Source organism: Klebsiella sp. SWET4, assembly GCF_024296565.1.
GTDB classification, from domain to species: domain Bacteria; phylum Pseudomonadota; class Gammaproteobacteria; order Enterobacterales; family Enterobacteriaceae; genus Klebsiella; species Klebsiella variicola.
On the sequence record NZ_JANCOB010000001.1, the window covers coordinates 702,081 to 727,713 of the forward strand.

Here is a 25,633-nt window from a genome sequence, read left to right on the forward strand (position 1 = left end):
GCCGGCGGCGTGCGCGCCGCCGGTTTGCGGGCTATTTGCGCAACAGCCGCTGCAGGCGCGCCTGGCGCCAGTTTTTGATCCATTCGCCGAACACGAACAGGCGTAATCCTCTCACCACCAGCAGGGCGCCCCAGATCAGGGCGACCCAGCCGGACCAGTAGTACTGCGGATTAGTGAAGCGGTTAAGCACCGCCAGCAGCACGCAAACCACCAGCGCCACCGACAGCGAACGGAAAAAGCGGCTCTCCTGATGCACCCGCGCTTTGGCTTCCTCTATGCGCAGATCCAGCGAGGCTTCCGGGCCCGGCGCACCCTCCCGCGAGGCTTCGCCGCCGATCTCGGCCACCGTGACCTCAAAGACCGCGGCGAGGGCGCTGAGGGTCTCCAGCCCCGGGCGTTCGCCATTCTCAATACGCTGGATCGTGCGGACGCTGAGACCCGCCATTTCGGCCAGCTGCTCCTGGGACCAGGCGCGCTGTAGCCGTAATTGTTTGACCTGATTGTTGCTGTTCATATTCGTATGCTCCATGACGTTCTGCGGATGTAAACCTGTGATGGAGTATGGTGAACCGGGCCGCCAGCCACCACGACAGCGACCCGACAGCGGCCCGACATCAACCCGACAGCCGCATGCCAGCTGGCGTCAGGCGTTGGCCAGCGGACAATCCGGCTGCCAGGGACGGGCATTCATCCCGCGGAAAATCATCAGCCAGGCGGCGACAATCGCCACGATAAGAATGACAAAAAGCGACCAGTGCGGCAGATGGGTGAGGATCATCCCGGTGAACATCGGGTTGAATGCCGCGCCCAGCCACCCCAGCGACTGGGCGGAGAAGTAGCTGGCCTTCATCCCCGGCGGGGCAATATGGTCAATCAGCATATACTCCCCGGGGGCATAAATCACTTCCCCGAGGGTGAAGATCGCCGCCGAGATCCCCCACGCCCACAGGCTGGCGCCAGAGAACATAAAGCCCACGAGGCCGATAACAAAGCAGACGGTGCCGAAGGTCATCAGCGGGCGAATATTTCTGGCGCTCAGCCGCCGGCCAACCGCGTACTGCAGAGCAACCACCACCGCGGCGTTAACCGGCAGCACCACGGCCACCACTTTCTCGGCGAAGTCACTGCTGGCGACCACCAGCACATACTGCGAGAGACAGGAGGCGAAAGCGCCGCTGACGAAGGAGGCCAGCAGCCCGGAACAGGTAAACCACAGCAGCGCCCGGTCATGCAGCAACACCGAGGGAGACCAGGCGACAGCGCCCGGCTGGGCCACGGCCTCCTCCCGCTGGAGAAACAGCTGAATAAACACCAATGGAAAGGCGGCGCAGGCGGCCGCCAGCCAGAACGGCAAATTGATACTGTGCATCACCAGCAGCGTGCCGATGGGCGGCCCGACGGTCCAGCCGATATTGAGGATGGTATAGTTCAGCGAGAAGATACGCGCTTTTTTCTCCGGCGTCAGTCGGTCGGCGAACCAGGCTTTTAGCACGGTGGAAAACACCGAGTAGGCGCAGTTGATCAACGCAAAGAAGATCACCACCAGGATAGCGTTATTGACCAGCGGTATCGCGCTAAATCCCAGAATAAACACCAGCACTGACCACACCATATAGCGCTTTTTGTCGAACTTATCCGCGAGGATGCCAAAGCCCATGCTGAACAGCACGCCGACCACCAGCGCCAGCGACAACGCGTAGCCAATCACATCGACATCCAGCTGATAACGTCGGGTGAGGTAGATAGTCATAAACGGCAGTGTGGCCCCGCGGCCAATAGTTAGCAGTAACGACGATGCCAGCAGCGCGATGGTGGAGCGCCTGAGAGTGGTGATCATGATTTCCTTGCCTGTCATGTTGTTATAATTTTACGTCTTCGATCACAAATAACACGCTCATTACGCCTTGTACAGGTCAGCCCGGTCGCCGGTCGCACTTCCTGGCCTGCCAAAAATAATGATCTATCCTGGCGGCCGCTTTTTGGTTACTTTGATTTTGTTCACAAAAATTCTAATAACGACAGAGGCAGGGTATGACGAGGAAAGATGGACTGCTGGCGCTGCTGGTAGTGGTGGTGTGGGGGCTTAACTTTGTGGTGATTAAGCTGGGATTACACAATATGCCGCCGCTGATGCTGGCGGGGCTGCGCTTTATGTTGGTCGCCTTCCCGGCGCTGCTGTTTGTATCCCGCCCGGCCATCCCGCTGCGCCTGCTGCTGGGTTATGGCCTGACCATTAGCTTTGGTCAGTTTGCCTTTCTGTTCTGCGCTATTGGCCTGGGTATGCCTGCCGGGCTGGCATCGCTGGTGCTGCAGGCGCAAGCCTTCTTCACCATCATTCTCGGCGCCTTCGTCTTTGGCGAACGTCTGCAGGGCAAGCAACTGGCGGGGATCGCCCTGGCGATCTTTGGCGTGCTGGTGCTGGTGGAGGGCAGCCTTGGCGGGGAGCATGTGCCGCTGGTGGGCTTTATGCTGACCCTGGCGGCGGCGCTCAGCTGGGCCTGCGGTAATATCTTCAACAAGAAAATCATGTCGCATGCCGCCCGGCCGCCCATTATGTCGCTGGTGGTGTGGAGCGCGTTGATCCCGGTGCTGCCGTTTATGCTGGCCTCATGGCTGATTGATGGCCCGCAGACCATGCTGGCGAGCCTGCAACACATCGATCTGCTGACGATACTGTCGCTGCTCTATCTGGCATTTATCGCCACTATCGTCGGCTATGGTATCTGGGGATCGCTGCTGGGGCGCTATGAGACCTGGCGGGTGGCGCCGCTGTCGCTGCTGGTGCCGGTGGTGGGGATGGCCAGCGCTGCGCTGTTGCTGGGGGAGACGCTGAGCGGACTGCAGCTCACCGGGGCGGTACTGATTATGGCCGGGCTCTATATTAACGTCTTCGGCTTACGTCTGGTGCGGCCGGGTATGGCGCGCGGATAAAAAAAAGCCCCGAAGAAGGGGCTACACAATTATGCGTGTAATGGCATCACAGGTCGTGCTACTGGTAGTACGGCACGCCCAGTTCGTCGGATTTATCACTGCCAGCCGCCATATGATTGAAATCAAATGGCGAATCGTTATGTTCCGAAGGGATAATCATTGTATCACGCTGGTTTTGACGCACCGGCGTGGTGTTTTGCTCCGCATAGCTGAGGCTGGAGACCAGCGACAGGAGTACGATAGCTGCGGTAGCGAATAATTTCATGATTTCCTCAATACGTCTTTGATAATACAGGCGATTAACATCAGTTATTTAGCGGATGCAGATAGCGGGATTCGCCAGGTACATTCGTTATGCGATACTTGTGGGGCGGAACATCGAAATAGTTCTTGAACGTTCGCGTCAGGGTCTGCTGCGACTCGAAACCGTAGCGTTCCGCCAGGTACAAAATGGGCTCATTGCTCTGCTTGAGCTTTTGCGCAATCTCCGTCAGCTTGCGGCTGCGGATGTACTGGCCGAGGGAATGGCCGGTCTCTTTCTTAAACATACGTTGCAGGTGCCACTTGGAGTAACCTGAACGCTCAGACACTTTTTCCAGCGACAGGGGCGATTCCAGGTTATCCTCGATCCACGACAAAATACTATGGATAGTGATGGCGTCATTATTACGTCTGGACATCATCTTACCTCTTCTTATTTTACGGCAGGACCTTCTTGAGTAGTTGCTCAAGCGCGACGACTTCGTCCGCCGACAGATTTTTTGTTAACTCCTGGTGTAACTTCTGACCCACAACCTGATGACACTGCTCGCAGAGGGCTGCGCCGTCCGGTGTCAACTGCACCAGCACGCCGCGCTTGTCAGCGGGGTTGGGTAACCGTTCAATCCAGCCTTTGCACGCCAGGCGGTCGAGCATACGCGTCATCGCGCCCGGGTCGACGGAAAGCACGGTTTTCAGCTCAACGGGGGTAATACATACCTCGCAACGAATGGAACAGAGCACGCGAAACTGGGTCGCGGTAATATCCATGGGTGAGAGGTAGTCGTTGAGCAGGCGATCTTTTTTCTGGTTAACCATCTGGATCAAGCGGCCCAACGGGATCATTTCATTAAACAGGTCGCTGGTACTTTTCATGATGGTTGCCCAGGCAAGTAATTAGTTGCGGGTGATACTATTGCCCAGGCAATCATAAGTCAACATTATGAATTGGCCGATGCCACGATTTGCTAAAATAAAAAAATCTGACGTGGGTCACTGTTTGTGGTTTTGCTAACGCTTGTTAATTTTTAGCGGAAGTGGTTTATCAGCAGGCTGGCGGCGAAAGTGTCGAAGCCGGTATACTCACGGAACGAAACAATACTTAAAAAATGAATATTAACGGGACTTTAATTAACTATGTTCGATTTGTTTAAAGCAATAGGGCTTGGCCTGGCGGTGCTTTTACCGCTGGCAAACCCACTCACAACCGTGGCGCTGTTCCTCGGCCTGGCGGGCAATATGAACAACGCCGAGCGGAACAAGCAGGCGTTGATGGCATCGGTGTATGTGTTCGCCATTCTGATGGTGTCGTGGTATGCCGGTCAGGTGGTGATGAATACATTCGGCATATCAATACCTGGGCTGCGTATCGCCGGGGGATTGATTGTGGCCTTTATCGGTTTCCGCATGCTGTTCCCCCAGCAAAAAGCCCACGATTCGATGGAAGCGAAGATAAAATCGGAAGAACTGCAGGATGAACCGACCGCCAATATCGCCTTTGTGCCGCTGGCGATGCCAAGCACCGCCGGTCCGGGAACCATCGCGATGATTATTAGCTCCGCCTCGACCGTTAAGCACGGCGTGGACTTCCCGGAGTGGGTGGTACTGGCGGCGCCGCCGATCATCTTTTTGCTGTTAGGGGTGATTCTGTGGGCTTGTCTGCGCAGTTCCGGCGCGATTATGCGTCTGGTAGGCAAAGGCGGCATCGAGGCCATTTCGCGGCTGATGGGCTTCCTGCTGGTCTGTATGGGCGTGCAGTTTATTATTAATGGCGTGCTGGAGATCATTTCGACCTGGCACCCCTGATCGCCCCGGATGGGATGAGAGACAACAGCCTGCCGGTAGCCATGCCGGCAGGCTTTTTTATCGCGGTAACTCAGGAGTGGTGCGGTTGATGGTCTTCCAGCGATACCGGCCAGCGGCGGAAGATCATCAGAGACCATACCAGCGCGGCCAGCGCCGGGATGGCACCGATGTAGCCGATGGAAGCCATCGACAAATGCAGACTCACCTGGCTGCCCACCAGCGCGCCAGCGCCAATACCAATATTAAAGATGCCCGAGAACAGGGACATGGCGACGTCGGTGGCATCCGGCGCGGAAGCCAGCACTTTTACCTGCATACCGAGGCCGATAATCATGATCGCCACGCCCCAGAAGATACTGAGCAGCATCAGATGATGTGCATTGTCCGAGGCAGGCAGGAGCAACAGCAGGCAGGCCAGCAGCAGGCCGATAGCGATGCTAATCAGCCCGGAAGCGTGCTGGTTGCCGAGCTTACCGAACAGAATGCTGCCGATAATACCGGCCCCGCCGAGGATCAACAGCAGCACGGTAGCAAAGTTGCCGCTCAGGCCCGCCACCGTCTGGACAAAGGGCTCGATATAGCTGTAGGCGGTATAGTGGGCGGTCACCACCACCACGGTCAGAATATAAACGCTGACCAGCGCCGGGCGGCGGAACAGCACCGGCAGGCTTTTCAGCGAGCCAGAATGTTCGCTCGGTAGCGTCGGCAGTAGTTTTACCAGACAGGCAAGGGTGGCTAACGCACCCAGACCAATCGCCAGGAAGGTCATTCGCCAGCCAAAATACTGGCCGATGATGCGGCCAATCGGAATACCGAACACCATCGCCAGGGCTGTACCGGTGGCGATCAGGCTCAGCGCCTGCGCCCGTTTGCCAGGCGGCGCCATACGGATGGCCAGCGCTGAGGTAATCGACCAGAAAACCGCATGCGCAAAAGCGATGCCAATGCGGCTAATCACCAGGACGTCAAAACTCCACGCAAAAAACGACAGAACGTGGCTGGCAATAAACAGAATAAACAGGCCGATGAGCAGCCGCCGGCGCTCCATTTTGCTGGTCAGCAGCATAAACGGCAGCGACATCAGCGCCACCACCCACGCATAAATGGTGAGCATCATGCCCACCTGGGCGGTTTCCATGCCGAAGCTGCCGGCAATATCGGACAGCAGACCGACAGGGGCGAATTCTGTGGTGTTAAAAATAAACGCGGCGATGGCCAACGTCACGACACGTAGCCACGCTACCTTGCGTGAGACCGTATTCGTAGTCATAAGCTCTGGACGGGTGATTCAAGGGAAGATGTGACGGTGATCTTAAAACGATTACTGGCGAAAAGACAATCATTTTGTGATCTGCATCTCATTTCGCTGCAAGTGGCTGGCCGCGGTTAAGCAATTAATTTTGCTATGGATAGTGTCAGGGGAGCGCTTTTATGTCATGTTGAAGGAAAGTAAAAAAAGTAAGGACAGTGTATGCAGGAAATTCAATTTTATCTGGTCGATGCCTTCAGCGATAAAAACTTTGGCGGTAATGCCGCGGCCGTTTGCCCGCTCAGCGAGTGGTTAGCGGACGATGTATTGCTGAAAATGGCCCAACAGCATAACCAGTCCGAAACGGCGTTTTTCGTCCACACCGACGAAGGCTATGAGCTGCGCTGGTTTACCACGCTGGGCGAGATCAACCTCTGCGGCCACGCCACCCTGGCGACGGCGCATGTTATTTTCGAGTATCTTGACCATCCCTCGGCGACGATTACCTTCAGCACCCGTTTTGTCGGTGAACTGCGGGTGACCCGCAGCGGCGACTGGCTGACGCTCGACTTCCCGGCGTGGTCGACCACCCCGGTGGACAACCCGCCGGCGGACCTGCTGGCCGGACTGGGGCTTGAGTCTGCCGTCGAGGTGCGGGAAGGGCGTGATTATCTGGTCGTGCTGGCGGATCGCCAGCAGGTTGAAGCGGTGCAGACCGATATGGCACGTCTGCAGAAGCTCGGCAAAATGATCTGCGTCAGCGCGCCGGATGAGGAGTATGACTTTGTCAGCCGCTTCTTCTGCCCGGGAGAAGGGGTGCCAGAGGATCCGGTGACCGGCTCCGCCCACAGCATGCTGATCCCCTGGTGGGGCGAAAAGCTGGGGAAAACCACCATGATGGCGCGCCAGGTCTCCGCCCGCGGCGGCGACCTGCGCTGCCAGTGGCAGGGCGACAGGGTGCTGATTAGCGGCCAGGCCACCACCTATCTGCGCGGAACGGTTTACCTGCGAGGGTAACATTGTGTTTACGCCCGGTGGCATCCTCTACCGGGCGGATGGTTTTTAATGTTGTTCTGCGGTACTCAGGACGGAGGCTTTTTCTCCTTTGTCATTGATAGGTTCGATTTTACCCATCAGGAACAGGTAGTTGATTATCCCGATAACCACCAGAATGGCCGAGAAAATCAGTGCCCAGTTGAATGATCCTGTCGCAGCAACGATCGCCCCGGTAATGATAGGTCCTACCGCTCCTCCCATATTCGAAACTGTATTTTGCAGCCCAGCGACAATTGAGACGCTGTTTTTAGGGGCGACATCACCCGGTAAGGCCCAAACCTGTGATGCGGCTACCGTAGTGCCTGATTTGGCAACACACAAGAGAAAAACGGTCATGAAAACCGAGTCGGTAAATGGTGCAAAACCGATGCAAAGTGCCATGAGTAAGCCGATGGTCAAAAACAGTTTACGGGTCGCTGTTAGAGACAGTATTTTCTTATGTACCAGGCGATCTGAGGCCCAGCCAGCAAAAACTTCAATCACCATTCCACATAATAAAGGCAGAGCGGCTACCATCCCCATTTTAATAAAATCCATACCTTTCTCTTTTACCAGGTAAGTGGGAAGCCAGGTAATGAAAAAATAGGACGTATAATTGATGGTGAAAAAGCCGATGCACATTGCCCAAATGTTACGATAACGCAAGAGCTTATACCATTTCATTGGCAATACGGTTTTGTCGCCGTGATGTTGTTTTTGGCCATCGCGAATAATCCGCACTTCCGAAGGACTGATGCGTTTATGTTCTTCTGGGTTTTCAGCATAGATAAAATACCAGGCGATAACCCATAAAATGCCCACACTGCCGATGATCAGAAAGGTCAGTCGCCAGTCAAAGGTGTAGATCATCCAGACGATAAGCGGCATGGCAACGGCACCGCCAAATTTAGACGCGCTGTCGAACAGGCCGGATACCGTCGCGCGCTCTTTGTCCGGAAACCAGCGTGCGGCGATCCCTGCGTTGCTGGGGTAGGCGGCGGCCTCGCCAACACCTAAAGCCAGACGCAAGGCGAGAAGTGATTTAAATCCCGTGGCAACCCCCATCATCGAGGTGGCGATTGACCACCAGGCAACGGCTAGACCAAGACCTTTTTTCTGTCCAAAACGATCGGCGAACCACCCCGCGGGGATCTGTAATAACGAATATGACCAAAAAAAAGCAGCCATGATAAACCCCATCATTTCGGGGTCGAGCTTCAGTTCATCAATTAAATGAGGGGCGGCGGCAGATAATACTGTCCGGTCGATATAGTTAATGGCAATAGCCAACCACATTAATCCGGCTATCCACCAGCGAATACGAGTAGTGTTAGCTGTCGTGTTCATATATTCGGCTCTGAGTAGATGTTCGATATATTGGTGGGAATGACGTGCTTCCCACCTCGTTATTTACAGCGAATTCATAATGTTTTCAGGTCGTTCACCGCGACAGACGCAGGTAATAATATTGTTGACGCAGCGCGCGCTGATATTGCTTATTGCACCATCCGTATATCCAGCAATGTGAGATGTTGGCGCAAAATTTGCCAGGGTAAACAAAGGGTGCTTAGCGCACGGCTCCTCGAGAAAAACGTCAGCTGCGGCTCCGGAGAGGTGTCCTGATTTCAGTGCTTCATACAACGCTTGTTCATCAACGATACCGCCTCTGGAAACATTAATGAGGATTGCCCCTGATTTCATCTGCTGTAGCCGGGCGGCATTAAACATATTTTCAGTTTCCGGGGTTAACGGCGTATGCAGACTAATAAAATCACTTTGCGCCGTCAGGGTATCCAGTGAAACATATTCAACCTGATGCTCCTGAGCAAATTCTCTGTCCGGCCAGGCGTCGGTGGCCAGCACTCGCATATTGAATCCGCGCGCACGTCGCGCCACTTCCTTGCCGATATGGCCTAAACCGACGATCCCCAGGGTTTTGCCATAAACATCAGTGGCAAAAATACGAGGCCAGTTGCCTGCTTTCGTTTCACTGATTGCCTGAGAAATCTGGCGGGCAGTATTGAGAATTAAACCAAAAGCAAAATCGGCCACCGCATGCTTATTGGCATCCGGAACGTTAGTGACAAAAATATTGCGCTGACGTGTCGCGTTAAGATCGATGTTATCCACACCAACGCCGTGTTTGCAGACAATTTTAAGCCTGGGAGCTTTTTCCAGCAGAGATTCATTGATGTCGGTAAAGGCGACAATCATCGCTATGGTATCAGGCAGATGCTGAGCCAGCATCTCTATAGAGGCATCGGCAGGCAGCATGACCAGTTCCAGATCGGCCTCTTTCAGTGCCGAAATGGGCGCGTCGTCGTATTTGGCGAATGAGGGCGAGGTGCAAATTACTTTCATAACCGTTTCCTGTTTACTGGCGACAATGAGCGTCGCAAATACAAGACCTTGCCCCAGCCAGTGATGGCCGGGGCGGATACGTAAATTAGTGAAGGTAGGTATTAATGATATTTTTAATCTGCTGCAGCTGTTGGTCACTGAACTGCACCGCGTAGCGGCTGTCGCCCACCTCATGACCCATCAGTTGCAGGGCTTTTTTCACTGCCGCGGGTGAGAACGCCACCTTATACAGATCGGTGCGCAGGCCCGTCACGCGCTCCTGCGCCTGGCGCGATCCGGCGATATCTCCGGCGTGAAACAGCGACCAGATCGCGTTGATTTCAGCGGGGGCGACGTTGGCAAGCCCTGAGATGCAGGCCGAACAGCCGTCGACATACCCCTGATGGATAAGGGAGTCCGGCCCGTTCAGAACGTCGAAACCGTCAATGTCGCGTACCGCGTCAAGAAAGCCTTTCAGGCTGTCGTAGCTGCCGGCGCTGTCCTTAATGCCGACGATATTCTCGTGTCGGGCCAGCTGGCGTGCCGTCTCCGGAGCAATGGTGTTCCCGGTGCGGGCGGGAATGTTATAAAGAAAAAGCGGGACGCTCAGCGCGTCGGCGATCGCCGTATAGTGGTTAATCAGCTCTTCCTGCTTCAAGGGTACGAACCACGGGGTAATGGCCGATACCGCGTCAACCCCGAGGCGGGCGATCTGCTGGCCCAGCCGGCGAGTCTCACGGGTGGAAATCTCCCCGATATGCGCTACCACCGGCGCGCGTCCGGCGGCTTCTTCCACGCAGGTTCTGGCGACGGCGATCTTCTCCTCCTCATTGAGGACAAAAAACTCGCCATTGGTGCCGCCGCAGAAAATCCCGTTGCCTGCGGCGAGCTGGCGCTGCACCTGCTGGCGTAGCGCTGGCAGGTTAAGGGCTCCCTCGGCGGTAAAGGGGGTGACGATGGCGGTGAGTACGCCGCTAATGGCTCTCCTCATTTTCTTTCTCCTGTTAGGCATGTTCTGGAAACAGCGTTTGATAGATAGCCGCAATCTCTTCGCGGCTGACGCTGCAGGGGGCGTTGTTCATCAGGCGCTTGACGTTTTGCGCCGCTGCGCTGAGAGCAGGGATGCTCTCCCTGGGCACGCCGAGCGCGGCCAGGTTGTCCGGCAGGGGCAGTCGTTTCACCAGCGCCGCCAGCCACGCGACCAGCGCATGGGATTTCTCTTCCTCACTGAGCGTGCGATCTGCGTCGGGGATCAGATCCCAGACCTGAGCGAATTTTGCCACCGCGTAGGGGCGGACCACCCGCATGCAGGGCGCCAGCAGAATGGCGTTAGCCACCCCGTGCGGCAGGTGCCAGGTACCGCCAAGCGGATAGGAGAGCGCATGTACCAGATGGGTGCCGGCATGGTTGATCGCCGCGCCGCCGTACCACGAGGCCCAGAGCATCTCCAGCTTCGCCGTCAGATCCTGCGGCTGATCCACCGAGCGTTCGATATGCCGCACCAGCTTGTGTAAACCGATTAACGCCGCGTTGTCGCTCACCGGATTGGCGACGGTGGAGGTAAAGCACTCCAGCAGATGACACAGGGCATCGATACCGGTCGACGCCGCGATGCTGGCTGGCATGCTGGTGGTCAGCTCCGGCAGCAGGGCGACATAGTCCGGCAGCAGCACCGGGGAGATGATCCCCACTTTGGTCTGCTGCTCGGGGATCGCCAGAATGGCGTTCGGCGTCGCTTCGGAGCCGGTGCCGGCGGTGGCCGGGATCAACAATGAGCTAATCCGTCGTTGCGGCAACTCGCCTGCCAGCAGGGCCGTCAGAGAAGGCGCCTCAGGATGCAGGAGCACCGAGAGCAGTTTCGCCACATCCAGCACGCTCCCCCCGCCGATGCCCACGATCATCTGGGGCTGACTGGCGCCCAGTTGGCTGACAATCTGCGCCACATCGTGATGGCTGGGCTCTGCCGGTACTGTGTCAATGACCTCAACCTGACGCCCTTCGGCCGCCAGCAGGCGATGGATCGCCCGGGTCGCTTCCAGCGCGCCAACGTTCTGGTCGGTCACCAGCAGGATGCGGGTTTTACCTGACAACAGCGGGAGCAGGGCCGTTGAGGCGCCCGCCCCGCTGATGATTGTGCTGTGTATCGTCGCCACGCGTTTCTCCTTGGTAGTAATTGATTGAATTCAATCATTCATGAATCGTGTCACTCGTCTGGTGGGGAAAAGTTATAATTTATACGGCAGTTTAATAACTTGAGCTTGCTCACATTTAATCAAATATGATTGAATATAATCAGTTTCAGATTTTCATCGACCACAAGGCAGAACAATGAACGATGGTAATAACCAGGTGCTGGTGCTGGCAGATGACTTTACGGGAGCCAATGACGCCGGTGTCAGCCTCGCTGAGGCGGGCATGTCGGTGGAAGTGGCCTTCAGCGCCGGGCAACCATCAACCGCCCGGGCGTTAATTCTCAACAGCGACAGCCGGGCAATGAGCGCCGCCGCCGCGGCGGACAAGGTCACCGGTCTGCTGCGCGGCGCGGCAAGATTTGTCCCGCACTGGCAGGTAAAGAAGATCGACTCCACGCTGCGCGGCAACCTTGGCGGCGAACTGGAGGCAATGATGGCGGCGCACGGCTGCCGGCTGGCGGTGGTGGCCCCGGCGTATCCGGCGGCCGGGCGGCATACCCGGGACGGGCGCTGCTATGTGCATGGGGTGGCCCTCGATCAGACCGAATTTGCCAGCGATCCGAAAACGCCCGTGAGCCGGGCGGAGATTAGCGAAATTATCGCCATGCAGAGCCGTCTTCCCTGTCTGACGTTGAACGCTGCCCGGCTTCCGGCGGCATTAGCGACCGCGGGCGAGGAGAAGCGAGTGTTGATTGTCGACGCCTGGGAAGACAGCCATCTGGACCAGGTGATCGACGCCGTTGCGCCCCATGCGCGGGAGACCCTGCTGGTCGGCTCGGCGGGACTTTGCGAGGCGCTGGCGCGCCGCCTGCGCCGCTGCGAGCAGGGGCCGCTGCTGGCGCTGGTTGGTTCGATGAGCGAGATGGCGCAGCGCCAGGTCGCTGCGCTGCAGGCTCATTCCCGAGTGAGAAAGATCGAAATAGATGTCGAACAGGCCTTTAGCAGATCGCCGAAGGAGGAAGCCTCGCGGATCGCCGAAGTGCTGCGTGAGGGTCATCACTGCGTGGTGACCACCCGCCCGAATAACGCCGCCCGGCACGGGATAGAAGCCCAGTGCCGCGAACATGGCCTCACCCGCGCGGCCTACGGGGAGCACATCTGCGCCTGGCTTGCCGACGTCACGGCGCAGGCGGTGGCGCTGTGCCCACCGGGCGCCCTGTACCTCTCTGGCGGCGATGTGGCCATCGCCGTCGCGCACGCGCTCGGCGCCACCGGATTTCAGATCCGTGGGCGGGTGGCGCAGTGTGTGCCTTACGGGCACTTTCTCGGCGGTCGCTGGTCGCGGCCAGTGATGACCAAAGCAGGGGGATTCGGCACCGACACTACGCTGTTAAATGTTGTGAATTTTATTGAGGAGAAACTGAGTGTCTAACATGATTGCAGTGACAATGGGCGACCCGGCAGGGATTGGTCCGGAGATTATTATCAAATCCCTCGCCGAAGGGGCGCTGAGCGGCGCGCCGGTGGTGGTGGTGGGCTGCGCGCAGACGCTGCGGCGGATCCTGGCGCTGAATATTACGCCGCGGGCGGAGCTGCGCATCATTGACCATCCCGCCGAGGCGAGTTTTTCCCCAGCGACCATCAACGTTATTGATGAACCGCTCAGCGACCCGCAGGGGCTGCGCCCTGGCGAAGTTCAGGCCCAGGCAGGGGACCTCGCGTTTCGCTGCATCAGGCGGGCGACCGCGCTGGCGCTGGACGGCGCGGTCGCGGCCATCGCTACCGCGCCGCTAAATAAAGAGGCGCTGCATCTCGCCGGGCACGCTTTCCCCGGCCATACCGAACTGCTGGCCCACCTGACGCAGACCACCGATTACGCCATGGTGCTCTATACCGAGAAGCTCAAGGTTATCCATATCACCACCCATATCGCCCTGCGCCAGTTCCTCGATACCCTCAACCAGCCGCGAATCGAGACGGTGATTGGCGTAGCGGATCGGTTTTTGCGCCGGGTCGGCTATCAGCGTCCGCGCATTGCGGTTGCCGGCGTTAACCCGCACGCCGGGGAGAACGGCCTGTTTGGCGATGAAGAGATCCGCATCGTCGCCCCGGCGGTCGCCGCCATGCAGGCGCAGGGGATAGAGGTCACCGGCCCCTGTCCACCGGACACGGTGTTTATGCAGTGTCACGAAGGTATGTACGACATGGTGGTGGCGATGTACCACGATCAGGGGCATATCCCGCTGAAGCTGCTCGGGTTCTATGATGGGGTGAATATCACCGCCGGGCTGCCGTTTATCCGTACCTCAGCGGATCATGGCACCGCGTTTGATATTGCCTGGACAGGTAAAGCGAAGTCTGAGAGCATGGCAACCTCCATTGAGCTCGCCATGCACATCGCGCAGGAATAACATGAAGGGATATAACCGGTTAGAGCAGATTATGGACTTCCTGAAAAGCCATAATCTGGTGACAGTCGACCAGCTGGTGGCGGCGACCAACGCTTCGCCGGCCACCATTCGTCGCGACCTGATCAAACTCGATCAGGAAGGGGTGATCAGCCGTACACATGGCGGGGTGACGCTGAACCGGTTTATTCCTTCCCAGCCGACGACGCTGGAGAAAGCCCAGCGCAGTCCGCTGGAAAAGCAGGCTATCGCCAGCGCGGCGGCCGCGCTGGTGAAGGCCGGCGACGCGATTGTGCTTGACGCCGGCACCACCATGATTGAGCTGGCGCGGCAGATCACCCATCTGCCGCTGCGGGTGATCACCAGCGATTTACATATCGCGCTGTTTTTGTCAGAATTTAAGCAGATAGAAGTGACGATTATCGGTGGGCGCATCGATGACAGCAGCCAGTCGTGCATCGGCGATCACGGCCGCCGCCTGCTGCAGACCATCTGGCCGGACCTTGCCTTCGTCAGTTGCAACGGCTGGGACCTCGAGAAGGGGATCACCGCCCCGACGGAGGAGAAGGCTGCCCTGAAACGTGATCTGATGGCTAATGCCCGGCGGCGCATCCTGCTGGCGGACAGCTCCAAATACGGCGCCTGGTCACTGTTCAATATTGCCCCGCTGGAGTCGTTGACCGATATCGTCACCGACGCCCATCTGCCGGAGGCGACCCGCGAGGCGCTGGTGACCCTTTCCCCACAGCTGATCATTGCTGACTGACTTGCAGGCTGCCGTCAGGGCAGACGGGCGATATTGGCCTTGATCACCGCTATCGACTGACTGAACTTCGCCTGCTCCTCGGCGGCCAGCTGCAGTTCAATAATCTGCTCCACGCCACCCTGGGCCAGCACCGCCGGCACCCCAGCCGCCGCGCCGCTGACCCCGTATTCACCGTCAAGAATGCAGGAGACCGCCAGCGCGCGGTGGCTGCCGGTGAAGATATTGCGGCAGATCTCGGCGATGGTGCCTGCCACGCCATATTCGGTGCAGCCTTTACCCGCGTAGATCTCAAACCCCAGTTTTCGTACTTTTTCGGCCATTGCCTCGCGGTCGAGCGGCCGGCCGGTACGTTGCTGATAGAGGTCGGCGATCGGCGAGCCATACACCGAGGAGTGTGACCATACCGGAAACTGGGTATCGCCATGCTCGCCGAGGATAAAGGCGTCGATGCTCTGGGCGCCAATATCCAGCTCCTGCGCCAGCAGGCGACGCAGGCGGGTGGTATCCAGCCAGACCCCGGTGCCCAGCACCTGACTGCGCGGCAGGCCAGAGAGCTGCCATACCTGCCAGGTGATGATGTCGCAGGGGTTGGTGGCCACCAGAAAGATGCCGTTAAACCCGTTGGCCATCATCGTCGGCACAATACTTTTCACAATCTTCGCCGTCGTGGTCAGTTCATCCAGCCGACTCTGACCGGGGCGCAGCGCACCGCCGGAAACGGTGATCACCGCGATATCGACATCAGCGCAGTCGCTGGCTTCCCGGGTGGAGATGGTCATCATCCCCGGCAGATAGGCCGCGGCATCGCTGAGATCCTGAGCATGGGCCTCGGCGCGCTGTTGGTTAAGGTCGACGAGGATCAGCTCCTCGCAAATGCTCTGGTTGAGCAGGGCGTAGGCCGCCGACGCGCCGACATTGCCGGCGCCAATAATCATCACTTTACGGGCTTTGGTGTGCATATTCAGATCTCAAGTACGAACGGCAGGGGATAAAATTACTGTGTTTCAGCGAGTTAGCGCAAGAGGTGGGCAGCAATATAAGTTAATGCTATGGCGGAAACGGGCCGAGGGCGCGCTACAGTGGCGTAAAAAAAGGAGTTCACCTATGTATACCGTTACCGACATCGCCCCCACCGACGCTGAATTTACCGCCCTGATTGCCGCTCTCGATGCCTGGCAGGAGACACTCTATCCGGCAGAGAGCAACCATTTGCTGGACCTCAGCCAGCTGCCGCCGCAGACGGTGATCGCCCTGGTCATCCGCAGCGCGCAGGGCGAGGCCGTTGGCTGCGGGGCTATCGTGCTCAGTGAGGAAGGTTTTGGCGAGATGAAGCGGGTCTATATCGATCCGCAGCACCGCGGACAGCAGCTGGGAGAAAAGCTGCTGGCGGCCCTGGAAGCGAAAGCGCGTCAGCGTGACTGTCATACGCTGCGGCTTGAAACCGGTATCCATCAGCATGCGGCCATCACCCTCTACACGCGCAACGGCTACCAGACCCGCTGCGCGTTTGCGCCGTATCAGCCCGATCCGCTCAGCGTGTTTATGGAGAAACCGCTGTTTGCCGATCTTCGTTCAGCAGCGCTATAAACGCCTCCAGCTGGCGGGTTTTGGCGCCCCGGCGCCACACCAGCCAGGTGGTTAACCAGCGCCACTCTTCGGCCAGCGGCCAAGCGGAAACCTGCTGATGACCGGGCATACTCTCCAGCATACTGCGCGGGATCAACGCCAAGCCCGCGCCGGCGATCACGCAGGCCAGCATCCCATGGTAAGACTCCATCTCGTGGATCCTGCCCGGGGTTGCTCTGTCGGCATGGAACCAGCTCTCAAAATGCCGGCGGTAGGAGCAGTTGGCGCGAAAGGCGTAAACGTTGGCCCCGTTCACTTCGCTGGCGCGGGCGATGGGCGCGTGGCCGTACGGGGCGACGATCATCATCTCTTCCGGGAACACCGGCAGCCCCTCCAGACCCGGATGCACCAGCGGGCCGTCAACGAACGCGGCGCTCAGGGCGCCCTCCAGCACGCCGTCGATCATCGTCCCGGAAGGGCCGGTGGAGAGCGCCAGGTGAATTTTCGGGTAGCGCTGATTAAAGTGGGCCAGGGTGGTGGGGATCCGTACCGCCGCGGTGCTCTCCAGCGAACCAAGAGAAAACAGCCCCTGGGGTTCGTCGCCCGCCACCACCATCCGCGCCTCGTCCACCAGGGCGAGGATCTGCTGGCTGTAGCGCAAAAAGCTGTGTCCCGCAGGCGAGAGGCGCAGGCGCTGGTTCTCGCGGATAAACAGCTCAACGCCGAGGTCTGCCTCCAGCTGGCGGATGCGGGTGGTGAGGTTGGACGGCACGCGATGCACTTTCTGGGCCGCCTGGGTAATACTGCCGGTGGTGGCGACAGCGTTAAACATCTCTAGCTGAGTCAGGTCCATACTATTCTTCTTTTGTGAATGCGTTGCTTAATATTATTCATTTTCAATGAATGGAAAGGTAAGCCAGAATACGGTTACTTCGCAAGCAACGAGAGAGAGAATAACGATGAATTTATCTGCAACGCACGCGGTTTCCGTCAACCCGACTACCGGTGAGGTGGTCTCCTCGCTGCCCTGGGCCAGCGAACGCGAGGTCGATGCGGCTATCGCTCTCGCCGCGGCAGGCTATCGCCAGTGGCGTCAGACGCCGCTCGCCGAGCGCGCTGATGCGCTGCGCCGCATCGGGGCCGCGCTGCGCGCCCGCGGGGAAGAGGTGGCCCAGATGATCACCCTCGAGATGGGCAAGCCGATCGCTCAGGCGCGCGGCGAGGTGGCGAAATCCGCCAACCTCTGCGACTGGTACGCCGAGCACGGCCCGGCGATGCTGGCGACGGAAGCCACCCAGGTGGAAAATAACCAGGCGGTGATTGAGTATCGTCCGCTGGGCGCCATTCTGGCGGTCATGCCGTGGAACTTCCCGGTCTGGCAGGTGCTGCGCGGCGCGGTGCCGATCCTGCTGGCCGGCAACAGCTACCTGCTGAAGCATGCCCCGAACGTGATGGGCAGCGCCCGCCTGCTGGGCGAGATTTTTGCCGCCGCCGGCCTGCCGGATGGCGTGTTCGGTTGGGTGAACGCCACCAATGACGGCGTTTCGCAGATCATCAATGATGACCGCATCGCGGCGGTGACCGTCACCGGCAGCGTCCGCGCCGGCAAGGCGATTGGCGCCCAGGCGGGGGCGGCGCTGAAGAAATGCGTGCTTGAGCTGGGTGGCTCCGATCCCTTTATCGTGCTCAACGATGCCGACCTGGATGAGGCGGTAAAGGCCGCCGTCACCGGCCGCTATCAGAACAGCGGCCAGGTGTGCGCCGCGTCGAAACGCTTCATCCTCGAAGCCGGTATTGCCGAGGCCTTCACCCGCAAATTCGTCGACGCCGTGGCGGCGCTGAAGATGGGCGACCCGCGCGATGAGCAAAACTACGTCGGACCGATGGCGCGTTTCGACCTGCGCGATGAACTGCACCAGCAGGTGACCGCGACCCTTGATGAAGGGGCAACTCTGCTGCTGGGCGCGGAAAAAATCGAAGGGGCGGGCAACTACTATGCGCCAACGGTGCTGGGCAATGTCACCGCCGGGATGACCGGTTTTCGTCAGGAGCTGTTTGGTCCGGTAGCAACCCTGACCACCGCTCGCGACGCTGACCATGCGCTGGCCCTCGCCAACGACAGCGAGTTTGGTTTGTCTGCAACGGTCTATACCACCGACGAGGCGCAGGCCCAGCGCTTCGCCCGCGAGCTGGAGTGCGGCGGCGTCTTCCTCAACGGCTACTGCGCCAGCGACGCCCGCGTGGCCTTCGGCGGCGTGAAGAAGAGTGGTTTTGGTCGCGAGCTGTCACATTTTGGTCTGCACGAGTTCTGTAATGCGCAGACCGTCTGGAAAGACCGTCGCTAATCAACGTTAGCCCCCTGACGACCGTCGTCCACGTCTGCTATACTCGCCCACCAAATTTCGATGGTGGGCAAGGAGCTGCATGTGGCGGCGGTGATCAATAACGCAATGCTGGAAGCCATTCTGGCAGAAATCAGGCCGCTGATTGGCCGCGGTAAAGTGGCGGATTACATTCCGGCGCTGGCCAGCGTCAGCGGCGATAAGCTTGGCATTGCGATCAGTACGGTAGACGGGCAGCACTTCGCCGCCGGCGATGCGCATGAACGTTTTTCCATCCAATCTATCTCCAAGGTATTGAGCCTGGTGGTGGCCATGAACCACTATCAGGAAGAGGAGATCTGGCAGCGGGTGGGCAAAGATCCCTCCGGCCAGCCCTTTAACTCCCTTTTGCAGCTGGAGATCGAGCAGGGCAAACCGCGAAACCCGTTTATCAACGCCGGGGCGCTGGTGGTCTGCGACATGCTGCAGAGCCGGCTCAGCGCCCCGCGTCAGCGGATGCTGGAGATTGTCCGCCGCCTGAGCGGCGTGGCCGATATCGCCTACGATCCGGTGGTGGCCCGCTCTGAGTTCGAGCATTCGGCGCGCAACGCCGCCATCGCCTGGCTGATGAAATCCTTCGGTAACTTCCATAACGACGTCGCCACCGTGCTGCAGAACTATTTCCACTACTGTTCGCTGGAGATGAGCTGCGTTGAGCTGGCGCGAACCTTCCTGTTCCTCGCCGATCGCGGTATCGCCCCGCACCTGGAGGCACCGGTTATCGCGCCCATTCAGTCCCGTCAGGTGAATGCCCTGATGATGACCAGCGGCATGTACCAGAACGCCGGCGAATTCGCCTGGCGCGTTGGCCTGCCGGCGAAATCGGGCGTCGGCGGCGGAATTGTGGCGATTGTGCCGCAGGAGATGGCGATCGCCGTGTGGAGCCCGGAGCTTGATGACGCCGGGAACTCGCTGGCCGGCGTGGCGCTGCTGGAAAAACTGACTCAGCGGATGGGGAGGTCGGTGTTCTGATGGTTGAGCAGGATCGGTTGTTTGCCCGTCTGGCGCGCTCGACGTTTCGTTCACGCTTTCGACTCGGGGTCAAAGAGCGGCAATACTGTCTTGATAAGGGGCCGGAGATCATCGACCAGCACGCTGGGGATTTTATCCGCCAGCGGCTGGCGCCCGCCGAACCGATGAACGACGGTAAGCAGACGCCGATGCGCGGCCATCCGGTATTTATCGCCCAGCATGCGACCGCCACCTGCTGCCGCGGCTGTCTGGAAAAATGGCACGCCATTCCCCACGGCCGCGCGCTGAGCGAGCAGGAGCAGCGCTATGTGGTGCAGGTGATCCATCACTGGCTGGTGCTGCAGATGAACGGCCCGTCTGTGCGGTAATCTGCATTTGATCGGCGCCGGAGTATGCCTGATAAATATTCTCATGTTATGATAATCCGCTAACTAATTATTAACATAATAATTGCCTGAAACAATTAGACGGATAATTACTGAATGTCTTCACTGTCGATTCGGTCATTTACGCTGTTTCGTGAAGAGCAGCCCGTGCGCGACGCACTGGTATTATTCACGTTAACGCTACTACTGCATTTTCTGGGGGCTATGCTGCGCCTGGTGCAGGAGCTCTCATTCTTCTGGCCGCTCAATGCCGTGATGGCCGGGATCTTTGCGCGCTATGTCTGGCTTAATCGCAGCTATTTTTATGCCGTCTGTTTTGCGGCAATGCTGGTTTATGACGGACTCACTTCGCGCTGGGGGATGGGCTTTGCCTCATTGCTGATTAATTTCTCCAATATTGTCTTTATTGTGGTGCTGGCGCAGCTGGTGCTGTGGGATAAGCGACGCGCCGACTCCATGCCCGGCCCGATTAATGCGCTTAATTTATTCTGTTTTTGCCTGTTTGCCGCCTTATTGTGCGCCGCCGTCGGCGCCCTGGGGTCGGTGGATGTTGAACGCGCCACCTTTATTCCCCAACTGGCAGACTGGTTTAGCGAACAGTTCTCGACAGCGGTGCTGATCCTGCCGTTTATTCTGACCCTGACGTTGCCTTCGGCATTAAGCGGTTTTCGTTTTCGCCAACTGCTGCCCGCGCTGGCGCTGGTGCTGTCGATAGCCCTCGGCGTGGCGGTGGGCGGCGCCGGCAGCATTACCTTCCCGTTGCCGGCCCTGATCTGGTGCGCCGTTCGTTATCCGCTGCCGCTGACCTGCCTGTTAACCTTTCTCACCGGCATCAGCGAGATATTGCTGGTCGCCAACTCGTTAATTCACTTTTCGCCGGATGCGCGAATGCAGCCGTGGCAGCTGTTCTCCACCCGCCTCGGCATTGCCGCTATGCTTATTAGCCCGGTCATTGTCGCTTCCAGTGTCGAAGCGATTAACACGCTGGTGAAACAGCTGGCCCTGCGCGCCGATTTTGATTTTCAGACCCGGGTGTATTCCCGTTCCGGACTGAGCGAGGCGCTGAAGCGTCAGGCGTTGCCCGCCGATAAGCTGCTGACGGTGATGGTGCTGGATATCGATGGCTTCAAACGGGTGAATGATGCTCTGGGCCATGAAGGCGGCGATTGCGTATTGACTCAGTTTGCCCAACAGGTTCGGCAGCTGGTGGACGAGCAGGGGATGGTTGCCCGCATTGGCGGTGAAGAGTTTGCGGTGGCGGCGGTCGTCGACAGTACCCAGCAGGGCTATTTACTGGCGGAAAAAATCCGCCATGGGGTGGAGTCGCAACCCTTCGGCCTGGGGCAGAATCCAATCCACCTGACCATCAGCATGGGGCTGGAGACGCGCGAGGTGGGGCACGCTCGCATCACGGAGCTGTTTAACCAATTGCTGATGGCGGCTGACGAGGAGATGGTCAAAGCCAAACAGACCGGTCGCAATCGCATCTGTATGCCAGCGCTAACCGAAAGCGCACCATAAGAAAATCCTATACGGAATCCGCTTGTGTTAATTTTTGGTTAAAAACATAGTGATGTGGTCAATTACAGGGAGCTTCCATGACCACATCCTTTTCACTGCGCACGCTGTCGCGTGACGATATTCTGCATCACCTCCCGGCATTAAGCGATATCCTGGCAAGCTGCGTCAACGGCGGCGCCTCGGTAAGTTTTATGCTGCCCTTTAGCGCGCACACGGCCACCACTTTCTGGCAACAGACCGCCGACAGCGTGGCGGCCGGCGAGCGCATCGTGCTGGCGGCCCTCGACGCGGATGAAAGGCCCGTCGGTACCGTGCAACTTATTACCCGCCAACCGGAAAACCAGCCCCATCGTGCGGATGTCGCCAAACTTTTGGTTCACCAAAATGCCCGTCGCCAGGGGATTGCCAACGCGCTGATGAGCGAGCTAGAGCATGTTGCCCGACAGGAAGGGAAGACGGTGTTGGTGCTGGACACGGCAGCCGGTAGCGGGGCGGAGCAGTTCTATGTCCGCTGTGGCTGGGAAAAAGTGGGGGAAATCCCGCGCTATGCGCTGATGCCTGACGGAGAGATGACCGCCACCTCACTGTTCTATAAGTTTTTGCCCTGACGGTCGCTATTGCAGAATGCTTTGATCAAAACGGGGTTTCACTGGTAGAAAAACCTGATAACTTATTGGACCAATTACTCAGGTTGTATGACTACTATTAGAGGGAACCCATTGTGAAAACATTAAACCGTCGTGATTTCCCCGGCGCGCAGTACCCTGACCGTATCATCCAGTTTGGTGAAGGCAATTTCCTGCGCGCATTCGTTGACTGGCAGATAGATCTCCTCAACGAGCATACCGACCTGAATGCGGGCATCGTGGTCGTCCGTCCTATTGCGACGGATTTCCCGCCTTCACTGAGCACCCAGGACGGCCTTTACACCACCATTATTCGCGGTCTGAACGAGCAGGGTGAGGCGGTGAGCGACGCGCGCCTGATCCGCTCGGTCAACCGGGAGATCAGCGCTTACGCTGACTTCGACGCTTTTTTACGTCTGGCGCATAACCCGGAGATGCGGTTTGTCTTCTCCAATACCACTGAGGCGGGCATCAGCTACCATGCCGGGGATCGTTTTGACGACGCGCCGCCGGTCAGCTATCCGGCGAAACTGACGCGTCTGCTGTTTGAACGCTACCAGCATTTCGCCGGTGCGGCCGACAAGGGATGGGTGATTATTCCCTGCGAACTGATCGATTATAACGGCGAGGCGCTGCAGGCGCTGGTGCTGCGCTATGCTGCTGAGTGGCAGCTGCCGCAGGCCTTTATCCGCTGGCTGACCTCAGCGAACACCTTCTGTTCAACGCTGGTGGATCGCATCGTAACCGGCTATCCGCGTGATGAAGTGGCGGCCCTTGAGGCACAGACTGGCTATAAAGATGCCTTCCTTGATACCGCCGAGCATTTCTACCTGTTTGTGATCCAGGGGCCTGCCTCGCTGGCGGCCGAGCTGCGTCTCGATAAACTGCCGCTGAATGTGCGCATTGTGGACGATATCAAGCCGTATAAAGAGCGCAAAGTGGCGATCCTCAACGGGGCGCATACCGCGCTGGTGCCGGTGGCCTTCCTGGCCGGGATCGACACCGTGGGTGAGGCGATGAACGATGCGGAGATTTGCGCGTTTGTCGAAAAAGCGATTTATGACGAGATTATTCCGGTGCTGGATCTGCCGCGCGATGAGCTTGAGTCATTTGCCAGCGCCGTGACCGGGCGCTTCCGTAACCCGTATATTAAACATCAGCTGCTCTCGATTGCGCTCAACGGCATGACCAAATACCGCACTCGCATTCTGCCGCAACTGCTGGCAGGGCAGCAAAAGAGTGGGCAACTGCCGCCGCGGCTGACTTTTGCCCTGGCAGCACTGATCGCCTTTTACCGGGGAGAGCGGGAGGGTGAACGCTATCCGGTACAGGATGACGCCGAATGGTTGACGCGATATCAGACGCTGTGGGTCCGGCATCGGGATCGCCAGATGAGCACCCGCGAGCTGGTGACTGCGGTACTCAGCGTAGAGGCTCATTGGGAACAGGACTTGAGCCAGATCCCGGGTCTGGTGGAGCAGGTGACTGCCGACCTCGATGCTATCCTGTCCCGCGGTATGCGCGATGCTGTACAGCCTTTGTGCTGATAGCGGACGTCATTCACCCGGCTGCGGCCGGGTTTTAAAGCTACCTCGTTAGTTACAACATACTTTTTATCATAGTTAACAAGCCGGTCTGTTACTCCGCTGCGAAAAAAACCTTTTAGTGCCAAATCGCCCCTTCAGGGAGAGAATTGCCGCTAAGCCGCTTGAACATATGCCTGTGCAGGAAAATAATGGTTCGAACCCATTTTCCCTGCCAATGTTCGCAGGCTAATTCATTCATCTGTAAGGAAACTCGCATGGTCATCGATATCCGGGAAATACGGCCGCACGACAAAGCCGAATGGCTTAATTTCTGGGAAGGCTATACCCGCTTCTACGGCAGCCCGCAGCCGGAAGAGGTGACCGAATGCACCTGGCAGCGAATGCTGGACATGAACTCCCCGGTGCTGGGCAGGGTGGCTGTGGTCGATGATACGGTGGTGGGGTTCGCCATCTGCATTCTTCACGAGGGAACCTGGGTCACCACGCCAATCTGCTATCTGGAGGATCTGTTTGTCGATCCTGCCTTCCGTGGACAAGGCATTGCCAGAACAATCATTAAGTCGCTGCAAACCGAAGGGGCAGACAAAGGCTGGTCACGGTTGTACTGGCATACGCGCCGTGATAATCCCGCCCGTCATCTGTATGATGAGTTTACCCCGGCTGACGATTATGTGCGCTACAGGATCACGCTTGGGTCCTGAAGCGGTAAGAGGTTGTTAAGCTTTTCCCGCTATAACAGGGGAAACCGGCTCAGGAGAAGCAACGATGGAAAAACGTCTCGACACAGTGGTCAATCTGATTATGTTTCTTTCACTATTGGCTACGGCCTGGGATCTCTCACTGGTGCATCATCTCGCCTGGTAGCAAAGATATCGTGCTGAAACGCGGCGCCTCATGCGGCGCCGCCGGCGTTATTCATCCACCATCTTCCCTGCGCTAAAACTCCAGTCCTCCCGCTGGTTAAACTGGATAACCACCATCACGTCCTGCGGGCTGACCGCCATCTCATCGTCTAACCGCGCGCAGAGCCGACGATAAAGCCCCTGTTTCTGCGCCCGGCTGCGCGGTTTACCGGCGAAAATATGAAACAGCACGAAGCGGGCGCTGCGTCCGTCGCTGAGGTAGTTCGGGTCGTAAATGCGCTGCTCGTCGGCGGCCTGCTCGATAAACTGAAATTTATCTGCTGACGGCACGTCGAACTCTGCCACCAGACACTCATGAAAGAGCGCCGACAATTGAGCAAACTCCGTGGGACGCCAGGCCGTGCCAAGCGATATGCGGGTCAGGGGCATGGTGTCTCCTGCTCATTCAGACAGGTCAGGGCGCTGGCCGCCGCTGGCCAGCCGGCATAGAACGCCAGGTGGGTGAACAGCTCGACGATTTCGGCCTGGCTCAGGCCATTTTGATAGCCGAGAGCGATATGCCACGGCAGCTGCTGGGTTTTACCCAGCGCCGTCAGGGCTGAAAGGGTGATCAGGCTCCGTTCGCGGGGCGACAGATCGCGGCGAGCCCAGATATCACCAAACAGTACCGTTTCGGTCAGTTCGGCCAGTTTTGGCGCAATGGCGGCCAGGGTGTTGCGATTAACAGCGCTATTTTCCACAGTGACTCCCGTTATTGGGTGTTGAGATGGCAATCACTGTCGCATGCCGGGAAAGAGGTTGAATATCGCAATGTTCAGGATGTTTCATCCTGATAAGCAGGACGAT

Annotated in this window: 28 protein-coding genes; 14 read left to right on the top strand and 14 right to left on the bottom strand. The window is 58.2% G+C overall.

The features are described from left to right. Positions 1-31: 31 nt before the first annotated feature. Both NKJ21_RS03645 and ydeE read right to left on the bottom strand, forming a co-directional pair. Positions 32-514, bottom strand: coding sequence for a helix-turn-helix domain-containing protein (locus tag NKJ21_RS03645; protein ID WP_012541779.1), 483 nt, complete (start codon positions 512-514; stop codon positions 32-34). Positions 515-643: 129 nt separating this feature from the next. Continuing rightward, positions 644-1,837 carry an efflux MFS transporter YdeE gene (gene ydeE, locus NKJ21_RS03650; RefSeq protein ID WP_254732707.1) on the bottom strand — a complete coding sequence of 398 codons (1,194 nt, stop codon included), beginning with the start codon at positions 1,835-1,837 and terminating at the stop codon, positions 644-646. Positions 1,838-2,031: 194 nt separating this feature from the next. Between ydeE and eamA the strand changes: the two genes are divergently transcribed. After that, positions 2,032-2,931, top strand: coding sequence for an O-acetylserine/cysteine exporter (gene eamA / locus NKJ21_RS03655; RefSeq protein ID WP_008804965.1), 900 nt, complete (start codon positions 2,032-2,034; stop codon positions 2,929-2,931). A gap of 58 nt (positions 2,932-2,989) precedes the next feature. Here eamA and marB read toward each other — a convergent pair whose 3' ends face one another. Genes marB through marR form a run of 3 tightly spaced genes read right to left on the bottom strand, consistent with a single transcriptional unit; the run spans position 2,990 to position 4,065 of the window. Beyond that, a complete protein-coding gene (gene marB, locus NKJ21_RS03660) occupies positions 2,990-3,196 on the bottom strand; it encodes a multiple antibiotic resistance protein MarB (RefSeq protein ID WP_239270389.1) in 207 nt (68 codons plus the stop codon). A 40-nt stretch (positions 3,197-3,236) separates the two neighbouring features. Beyond that, a complete protein-coding gene (marA, locus tag NKJ21_RS03665; RefSeq protein ID WP_002904397.1) occupies positions 3,237-3,611 on the bottom strand; it encodes an MDR efflux pump AcrAB transcriptional activator MarA in 375 nt (124 codons plus the stop codon). A 19-nt stretch (positions 3,612-3,630) separates the two neighbouring features. Continuing rightward, positions 3,631-4,065, bottom strand: a complete 435-nt coding sequence (gene marR, locus NKJ21_RS03670) for a multiple antibiotic resistance transcriptional regulator MarR (protein WP_008804963.1) — start codon at positions 4,063-4,065, stop codon at positions 3,631-3,633. A gap of 261 nt (positions 4,066-4,326) precedes the next feature. Here marR and NKJ21_RS03675 point away from each other — a divergent pair, with 261 nt between their 5' ends. After that, positions 4,327-4,995, top strand: coding sequence for a MarC family NAAT transporter (locus tag NKJ21_RS03675; RefSeq protein WP_002904403.1), 669 nt, complete (start codon positions 4,327-4,329; stop codon positions 4,993-4,995). 70 nt (positions 4,996-5,065) lie between these two features. Here the strand turns inward: NKJ21_RS03675 and NKJ21_RS03680 are convergent, their stop codons facing one another. Then, the gene (locus NKJ21_RS03680; RefSeq protein ID WP_008804962.1) at positions 5,066-6,265 is read right to left on the bottom strand and encodes a sugar transporter; all 1,200 of its coding nucleotides are present in this window, start codon (positions 6,263-6,265) and stop codon (positions 5,066-5,068) included. 201 nt (positions 6,266-6,466) lie between these two features. On the opposite strand from NKJ21_RS03680, the gene NKJ21_RS03685 reads away from it, so the two are divergent. Beyond that, a complete protein-coding gene (locus NKJ21_RS03685) occupies positions 6,467-7,261 on the top strand; it encodes a PhzF family phenazine biosynthesis protein (protein ID WP_032739884.1) in 795 nt (264 codons plus the stop codon). Between the two features lie 45 nt (positions 7,262-7,306). Here the strand turns inward: NKJ21_RS03685 and NKJ21_RS03690 are convergent, their stop codons facing one another. From NKJ21_RS03690 to NKJ21_RS03705, 4 genes are all read right to left on the bottom strand, one after another. Next, complete coding sequence (locus tag NKJ21_RS03690; RefSeq protein ID WP_032733014.1) at positions 7,307-8,626, bottom strand: MFS transporter; 1,320 nt, start codon at positions 8,624-8,626, stop codon at positions 7,307-7,309. Positions 8,627-8,689: 63 nt separating this feature from the next. After that, entirely contained in the window at positions 8,690-9,640 is a 951-nt protein-coding gene (locus tag NKJ21_RS03695; protein WP_023322585.1) for a phosphoglycerate dehydrogenase, read from the bottom strand. An 85-nt stretch (positions 9,641-9,725) separates the two neighbouring features. Next, positions 9,726-10,610 (bottom strand): dihydrodipicolinate synthase family protein, encoded by an 885-nt coding sequence (locus tag NKJ21_RS03700; protein ID WP_023313144.1) that lies wholly within the window; start codon positions 10,608-10,610, stop codon positions 9,726-9,728. 13 nt (positions 10,611-10,623) lie between these two features. Further along, positions 10,624-11,772 carry an iron-containing alcohol dehydrogenase gene (locus tag NKJ21_RS03705; protein WP_048268408.1) on the bottom strand — a complete coding sequence of 383 codons (1,149 nt, stop codon included), beginning with the start codon at positions 11,770-11,772 and terminating at the stop codon, positions 10,624-10,626. Between the two features lie 175 nt (positions 11,773-11,947). Here NKJ21_RS03705 and NKJ21_RS03710 point away from each other — a divergent pair, with 175 nt between their 5' ends. Genes NKJ21_RS03710 through NKJ21_RS03720 form a run of 3 tightly spaced genes read left to right on the top strand, consistent with a single transcriptional unit; the run spans position 11,948 to position 14,925 of the window. Beyond that, a complete protein-coding gene (locus NKJ21_RS03710) occupies positions 11,948-13,183 on the top strand; it encodes a four-carbon acid sugar kinase family protein (protein ID WP_032739888.1) in 1,236 nt (411 codons plus the stop codon). Continuing rightward, positions 13,176-14,162 carry a D-threonate 4-phosphate dehydrogenase gene (locus tag NKJ21_RS03715; protein ID WP_012541770.1) on the top strand — a complete coding sequence of 329 codons (987 nt, stop codon included), beginning with the start codon at positions 13,176-13,178 and terminating at the stop codon, positions 14,160-14,162. The genes NKJ21_RS03710 and NKJ21_RS03715 overlap by 8 nt, the downstream gene beginning before the upstream one ends. A gap of 1 nt (position 14,163) precedes the next feature. Next, positions 14,164-14,925 carry a DeoR/GlpR family DNA-binding transcription regulator gene (locus NKJ21_RS03720; protein ID WP_012968265.1) on the top strand — a complete coding sequence of 254 codons (762 nt, stop codon included), beginning with the start codon at positions 14,164-14,166 and terminating at the stop codon, positions 14,923-14,925. A 14-nt stretch (positions 14,926-14,939) separates the two neighbouring features. Here NKJ21_RS03720 and NKJ21_RS03725 read toward each other — a convergent pair whose 3' ends face one another. Then, positions 14,940-15,884, bottom strand: coding sequence for an L-lactate dehydrogenase (locus tag NKJ21_RS03725; protein WP_039103378.1), 945 nt, complete (start codon positions 15,882-15,884; stop codon positions 14,940-14,942). A 145-nt stretch (positions 15,885-16,029) separates the two neighbouring features. Here NKJ21_RS03725 and NKJ21_RS03730 point away from each other — a divergent pair, with 145 nt between their 5' ends. Further along, positions 16,030-16,512 (top strand): GNAT family N-acetyltransferase, encoded by a 483-nt coding sequence (locus tag NKJ21_RS03730; RefSeq protein WP_008804952.1) that lies wholly within the window; start codon positions 16,030-16,032, stop codon positions 16,510-16,512. On the opposite strand, the gene NKJ21_RS03735 is transcribed toward NKJ21_RS03730, so the two are convergent. Beyond that, positions 16,466-17,344 carry a LysR family transcriptional regulator gene (locus NKJ21_RS03735; RefSeq protein WP_012968263.1) on the bottom strand — a complete coding sequence of 293 codons (879 nt, stop codon included), beginning with the start codon at positions 17,342-17,344 and terminating at the stop codon, positions 16,466-16,468. The two genes, NKJ21_RS03730 and NKJ21_RS03735, sit on opposite strands and share 47 nt — an antisense overlap. Positions 17,345-17,450: 106 nt before the next feature. On the opposite strand from NKJ21_RS03735, the gene sad reads away from it, so the two are divergent. From sad to NKJ21_RS03770, 7 genes are all read left to right on the top strand, one after another. Beyond that, the gene (gene sad / locus NKJ21_RS03740; protein ID WP_023340115.1) at positions 17,451-18,836 is read left to right on the top strand and encodes a succinate-semialdehyde dehydrogenase; all 1,386 of its coding nucleotides are present in this window, start codon (positions 17,451-17,453) and stop codon (positions 18,834-18,836) included. Between the two features lie 60 nt (positions 18,837-18,896). Further along, positions 18,897-19,844, top strand: a complete 948-nt coding sequence (gene glsB, locus NKJ21_RS03745) for a glutaminase B (protein ID WP_022065782.1) — start codon at positions 18,897-18,899, stop codon at positions 19,842-19,844. Further along, entirely contained in the window at positions 19,844-20,212 is a 369-nt protein-coding gene (locus NKJ21_RS03750; RefSeq protein ID WP_016160995.1) for a DUF4186 domain-containing protein, read from the top strand. The genes glsB and NKJ21_RS03750 overlap by 1 nt, the downstream gene beginning before the upstream one ends. A gap of 114 nt (positions 20,213-20,326) precedes the next feature. Further along, on the top strand, positions 20,327-21,751 hold the full coding sequence (locus tag NKJ21_RS03755) for a GGDEF domain-containing protein (RefSeq protein ID WP_008804947.1): 1,425 nt from the start codon (positions 20,327-20,329) through the stop codon (positions 21,749-21,751). Positions 21,752-21,828: 77 nt separating this feature from the next. After that, positions 21,829-22,359, top strand: a complete 531-nt coding sequence (locus NKJ21_RS03760) for a GNAT family N-acetyltransferase (protein ID WP_023322591.1) — start codon at positions 21,829-21,831, stop codon at positions 22,357-22,359. Between the two features lie 113 nt (positions 22,360-22,472). Next, positions 22,473-23,924 (top strand): tagaturonate reductase, encoded by a 1,452-nt coding sequence (locus NKJ21_RS03765; RefSeq protein WP_239270391.1) that lies wholly within the window; start codon positions 22,473-22,475, stop codon positions 23,922-23,924. 254 nt (positions 23,925-24,178) lie between these two features. Next, positions 24,179-24,625: a GNAT family N-acetyltransferase gene (locus NKJ21_RS03770; protein ID WP_239270392.1), complete on the top strand. Its 447-nt coding sequence runs from the start codon at positions 24,179-24,181 to the stop codon at positions 24,623-24,625. 210 nt (positions 24,626-24,835) lie between these two features. Here NKJ21_RS03770 and NKJ21_RS03775 read toward each other — a convergent pair whose 3' ends face one another. Then, entirely contained in the window at positions 24,836-25,216 is a 381-nt protein-coding gene (locus tag NKJ21_RS03775) for a tautomerase family protein (protein WP_087653154.1), read from the bottom strand. Next, positions 25,207-25,527, bottom strand: coding sequence for a carboxymuconolactone decarboxylase family protein (locus tag NKJ21_RS03780; RefSeq protein WP_008804942.1), 321 nt, complete (start codon positions 25,525-25,527; stop codon positions 25,207-25,209). Before NKJ21_RS03780 ends, NKJ21_RS03775 begins: the two co-directional genes overlap by 10 nt. Between the last annotated feature and the right edge of the window lie 106 nt (positions 25,528-25,633).

Coding starts and splice junctions, on each gene's coding strand:
- marA (WP_002904397.1), bottom strand. CDS start 3,611: ATGTCCAGACGTAATAATGACGCCATCACTATCCATAGTATTTTGTCG.
- NKJ21_RS03755 (WP_008804947.1), top strand. CDS start 20,327: ATGTCTTCACTGTCGATTCGGTCATTTACGCTGTTTCGTGAAGAGCAG.
- NKJ21_RS03735 (WP_012968263.1), bottom strand. CDS start 17,344: ATGGACCTGACTCAGCTAGAGATGTTTAACGCTGTCGCCACCACCGGC.
- NKJ21_RS03675 (WP_002904403.1), top strand. CDS start 4,327: ATGTTCGATTTGTTTAAAGCAATAGGGCTTGGCCTGGCGGTGCTTTTA.
- NKJ21_RS03645 (WP_012541779.1), bottom strand. CDS start 514: ATGAACAGCAACAATCAGGTCAAACAATTACGGCTACAGCGCGCCTGG.
- NKJ21_RS03750 (WP_016160995.1), top strand. CDS start 19,844: ATGGTTGAGCAGGATCGGTTGTTTGCCCGTCTGGCGCGCTCGACGTTT.
- NKJ21_RS03770 (WP_239270392.1), top strand. CDS start 24,179: ATGGTCATCGATATCCGGGAAATACGGCCGCACGACAAAGCCGAATGG.
- NKJ21_RS03710 (WP_032739888.1), top strand. CDS start 11,948: ATGAACGATGGTAATAACCAGGTGCTGGTGCTGGCAGATGACTTTACG.
- sad (WP_023340115.1), top strand. CDS start 17,451: ATGAATTTATCTGCAACGCACGCGGTTTCCGTCAACCCGACTACCGGT.
- NKJ21_RS03720 (WP_012968265.1), top strand. CDS start 14,164: ATGAAGGGATATAACCGGTTAGAGCAGATTATGGACTTCCTGAAAAGC.
- NKJ21_RS03725 (WP_039103378.1), bottom strand. CDS start 15,884: ATGCACACCAAAGCCCGTAAAGTGATGATTATTGGCGCCGGCAATGTC.
- NKJ21_RS03695 (WP_023322585.1), bottom strand. CDS start 9,640: ATGAAAGTAATTTGCACCTCGCCCTCATTCGCCAAATACGACGACGCG.
- NKJ21_RS03700 (WP_023313144.1), bottom strand. CDS start 10,610: ATGAGGAGAGCCATTAGCGGCGTACTCACCGCCATCGTCACCCCCTTT.
- marR (WP_008804963.1), bottom strand. CDS start 4,065: ATGAAAAGTACCAGCGACCTGTTTAATGAAATGATCCCGTTGGGCCGC.
- NKJ21_RS03760 (WP_023322591.1), top strand. CDS start 21,829: ATGACCACATCCTTTTCACTGCGCACGCTGTCGCGTGACGATATTCTG.
- NKJ21_RS03685 (WP_032739884.1), top strand. CDS start 6,467: ATGCAGGAAATTCAATTTTATCTGGTCGATGCCTTCAGCGATAAAAAC.
- NKJ21_RS03775 (WP_087653154.1), bottom strand. CDS start 25,216: ATGCCCCTGACCCGCATATCGCTTGGCACGGCCTGGCGTCCCACGGAG.
- ydeE (WP_254732707.1), bottom strand. CDS start 1,837: ATGATCACCACTCTCAGGCGCTCCACCATCGCGCTGCTGGCATCGTCG.
- glsB (WP_022065782.1), top strand. CDS start 18,897: ATGGTGGGCAAGGAGCTGCATGTGGCGGCGGTGATCAATAACGCAATG.
- NKJ21_RS03690 (WP_032733014.1), bottom strand. CDS start 8,626: ATGAACACGACAGCTAACACTACTCGTATTCGCTGGTGGATAGCCGGA.
- eamA (WP_008804965.1), top strand. CDS start 2,032: ATGACGAGGAAAGATGGACTGCTGGCGCTGCTGGTAGTGGTGGTGTGG.
- NKJ21_RS03730 (WP_008804952.1), top strand. CDS start 16,030: ATGTATACCGTTACCGACATCGCCCCCACCGACGCTGAATTTACCGCC.
- NKJ21_RS03680 (WP_008804962.1), bottom strand. CDS start 6,265: ATGACTACGAATACGGTCTCACGCAAGGTAGCGTGGCTACGTGTCGTG.
- marB (WP_239270389.1), bottom strand. CDS start 3,196: ATGAAATTATTCGCTACCGCAGCTATCGTACTCCTGTCGCTGGTCTCC.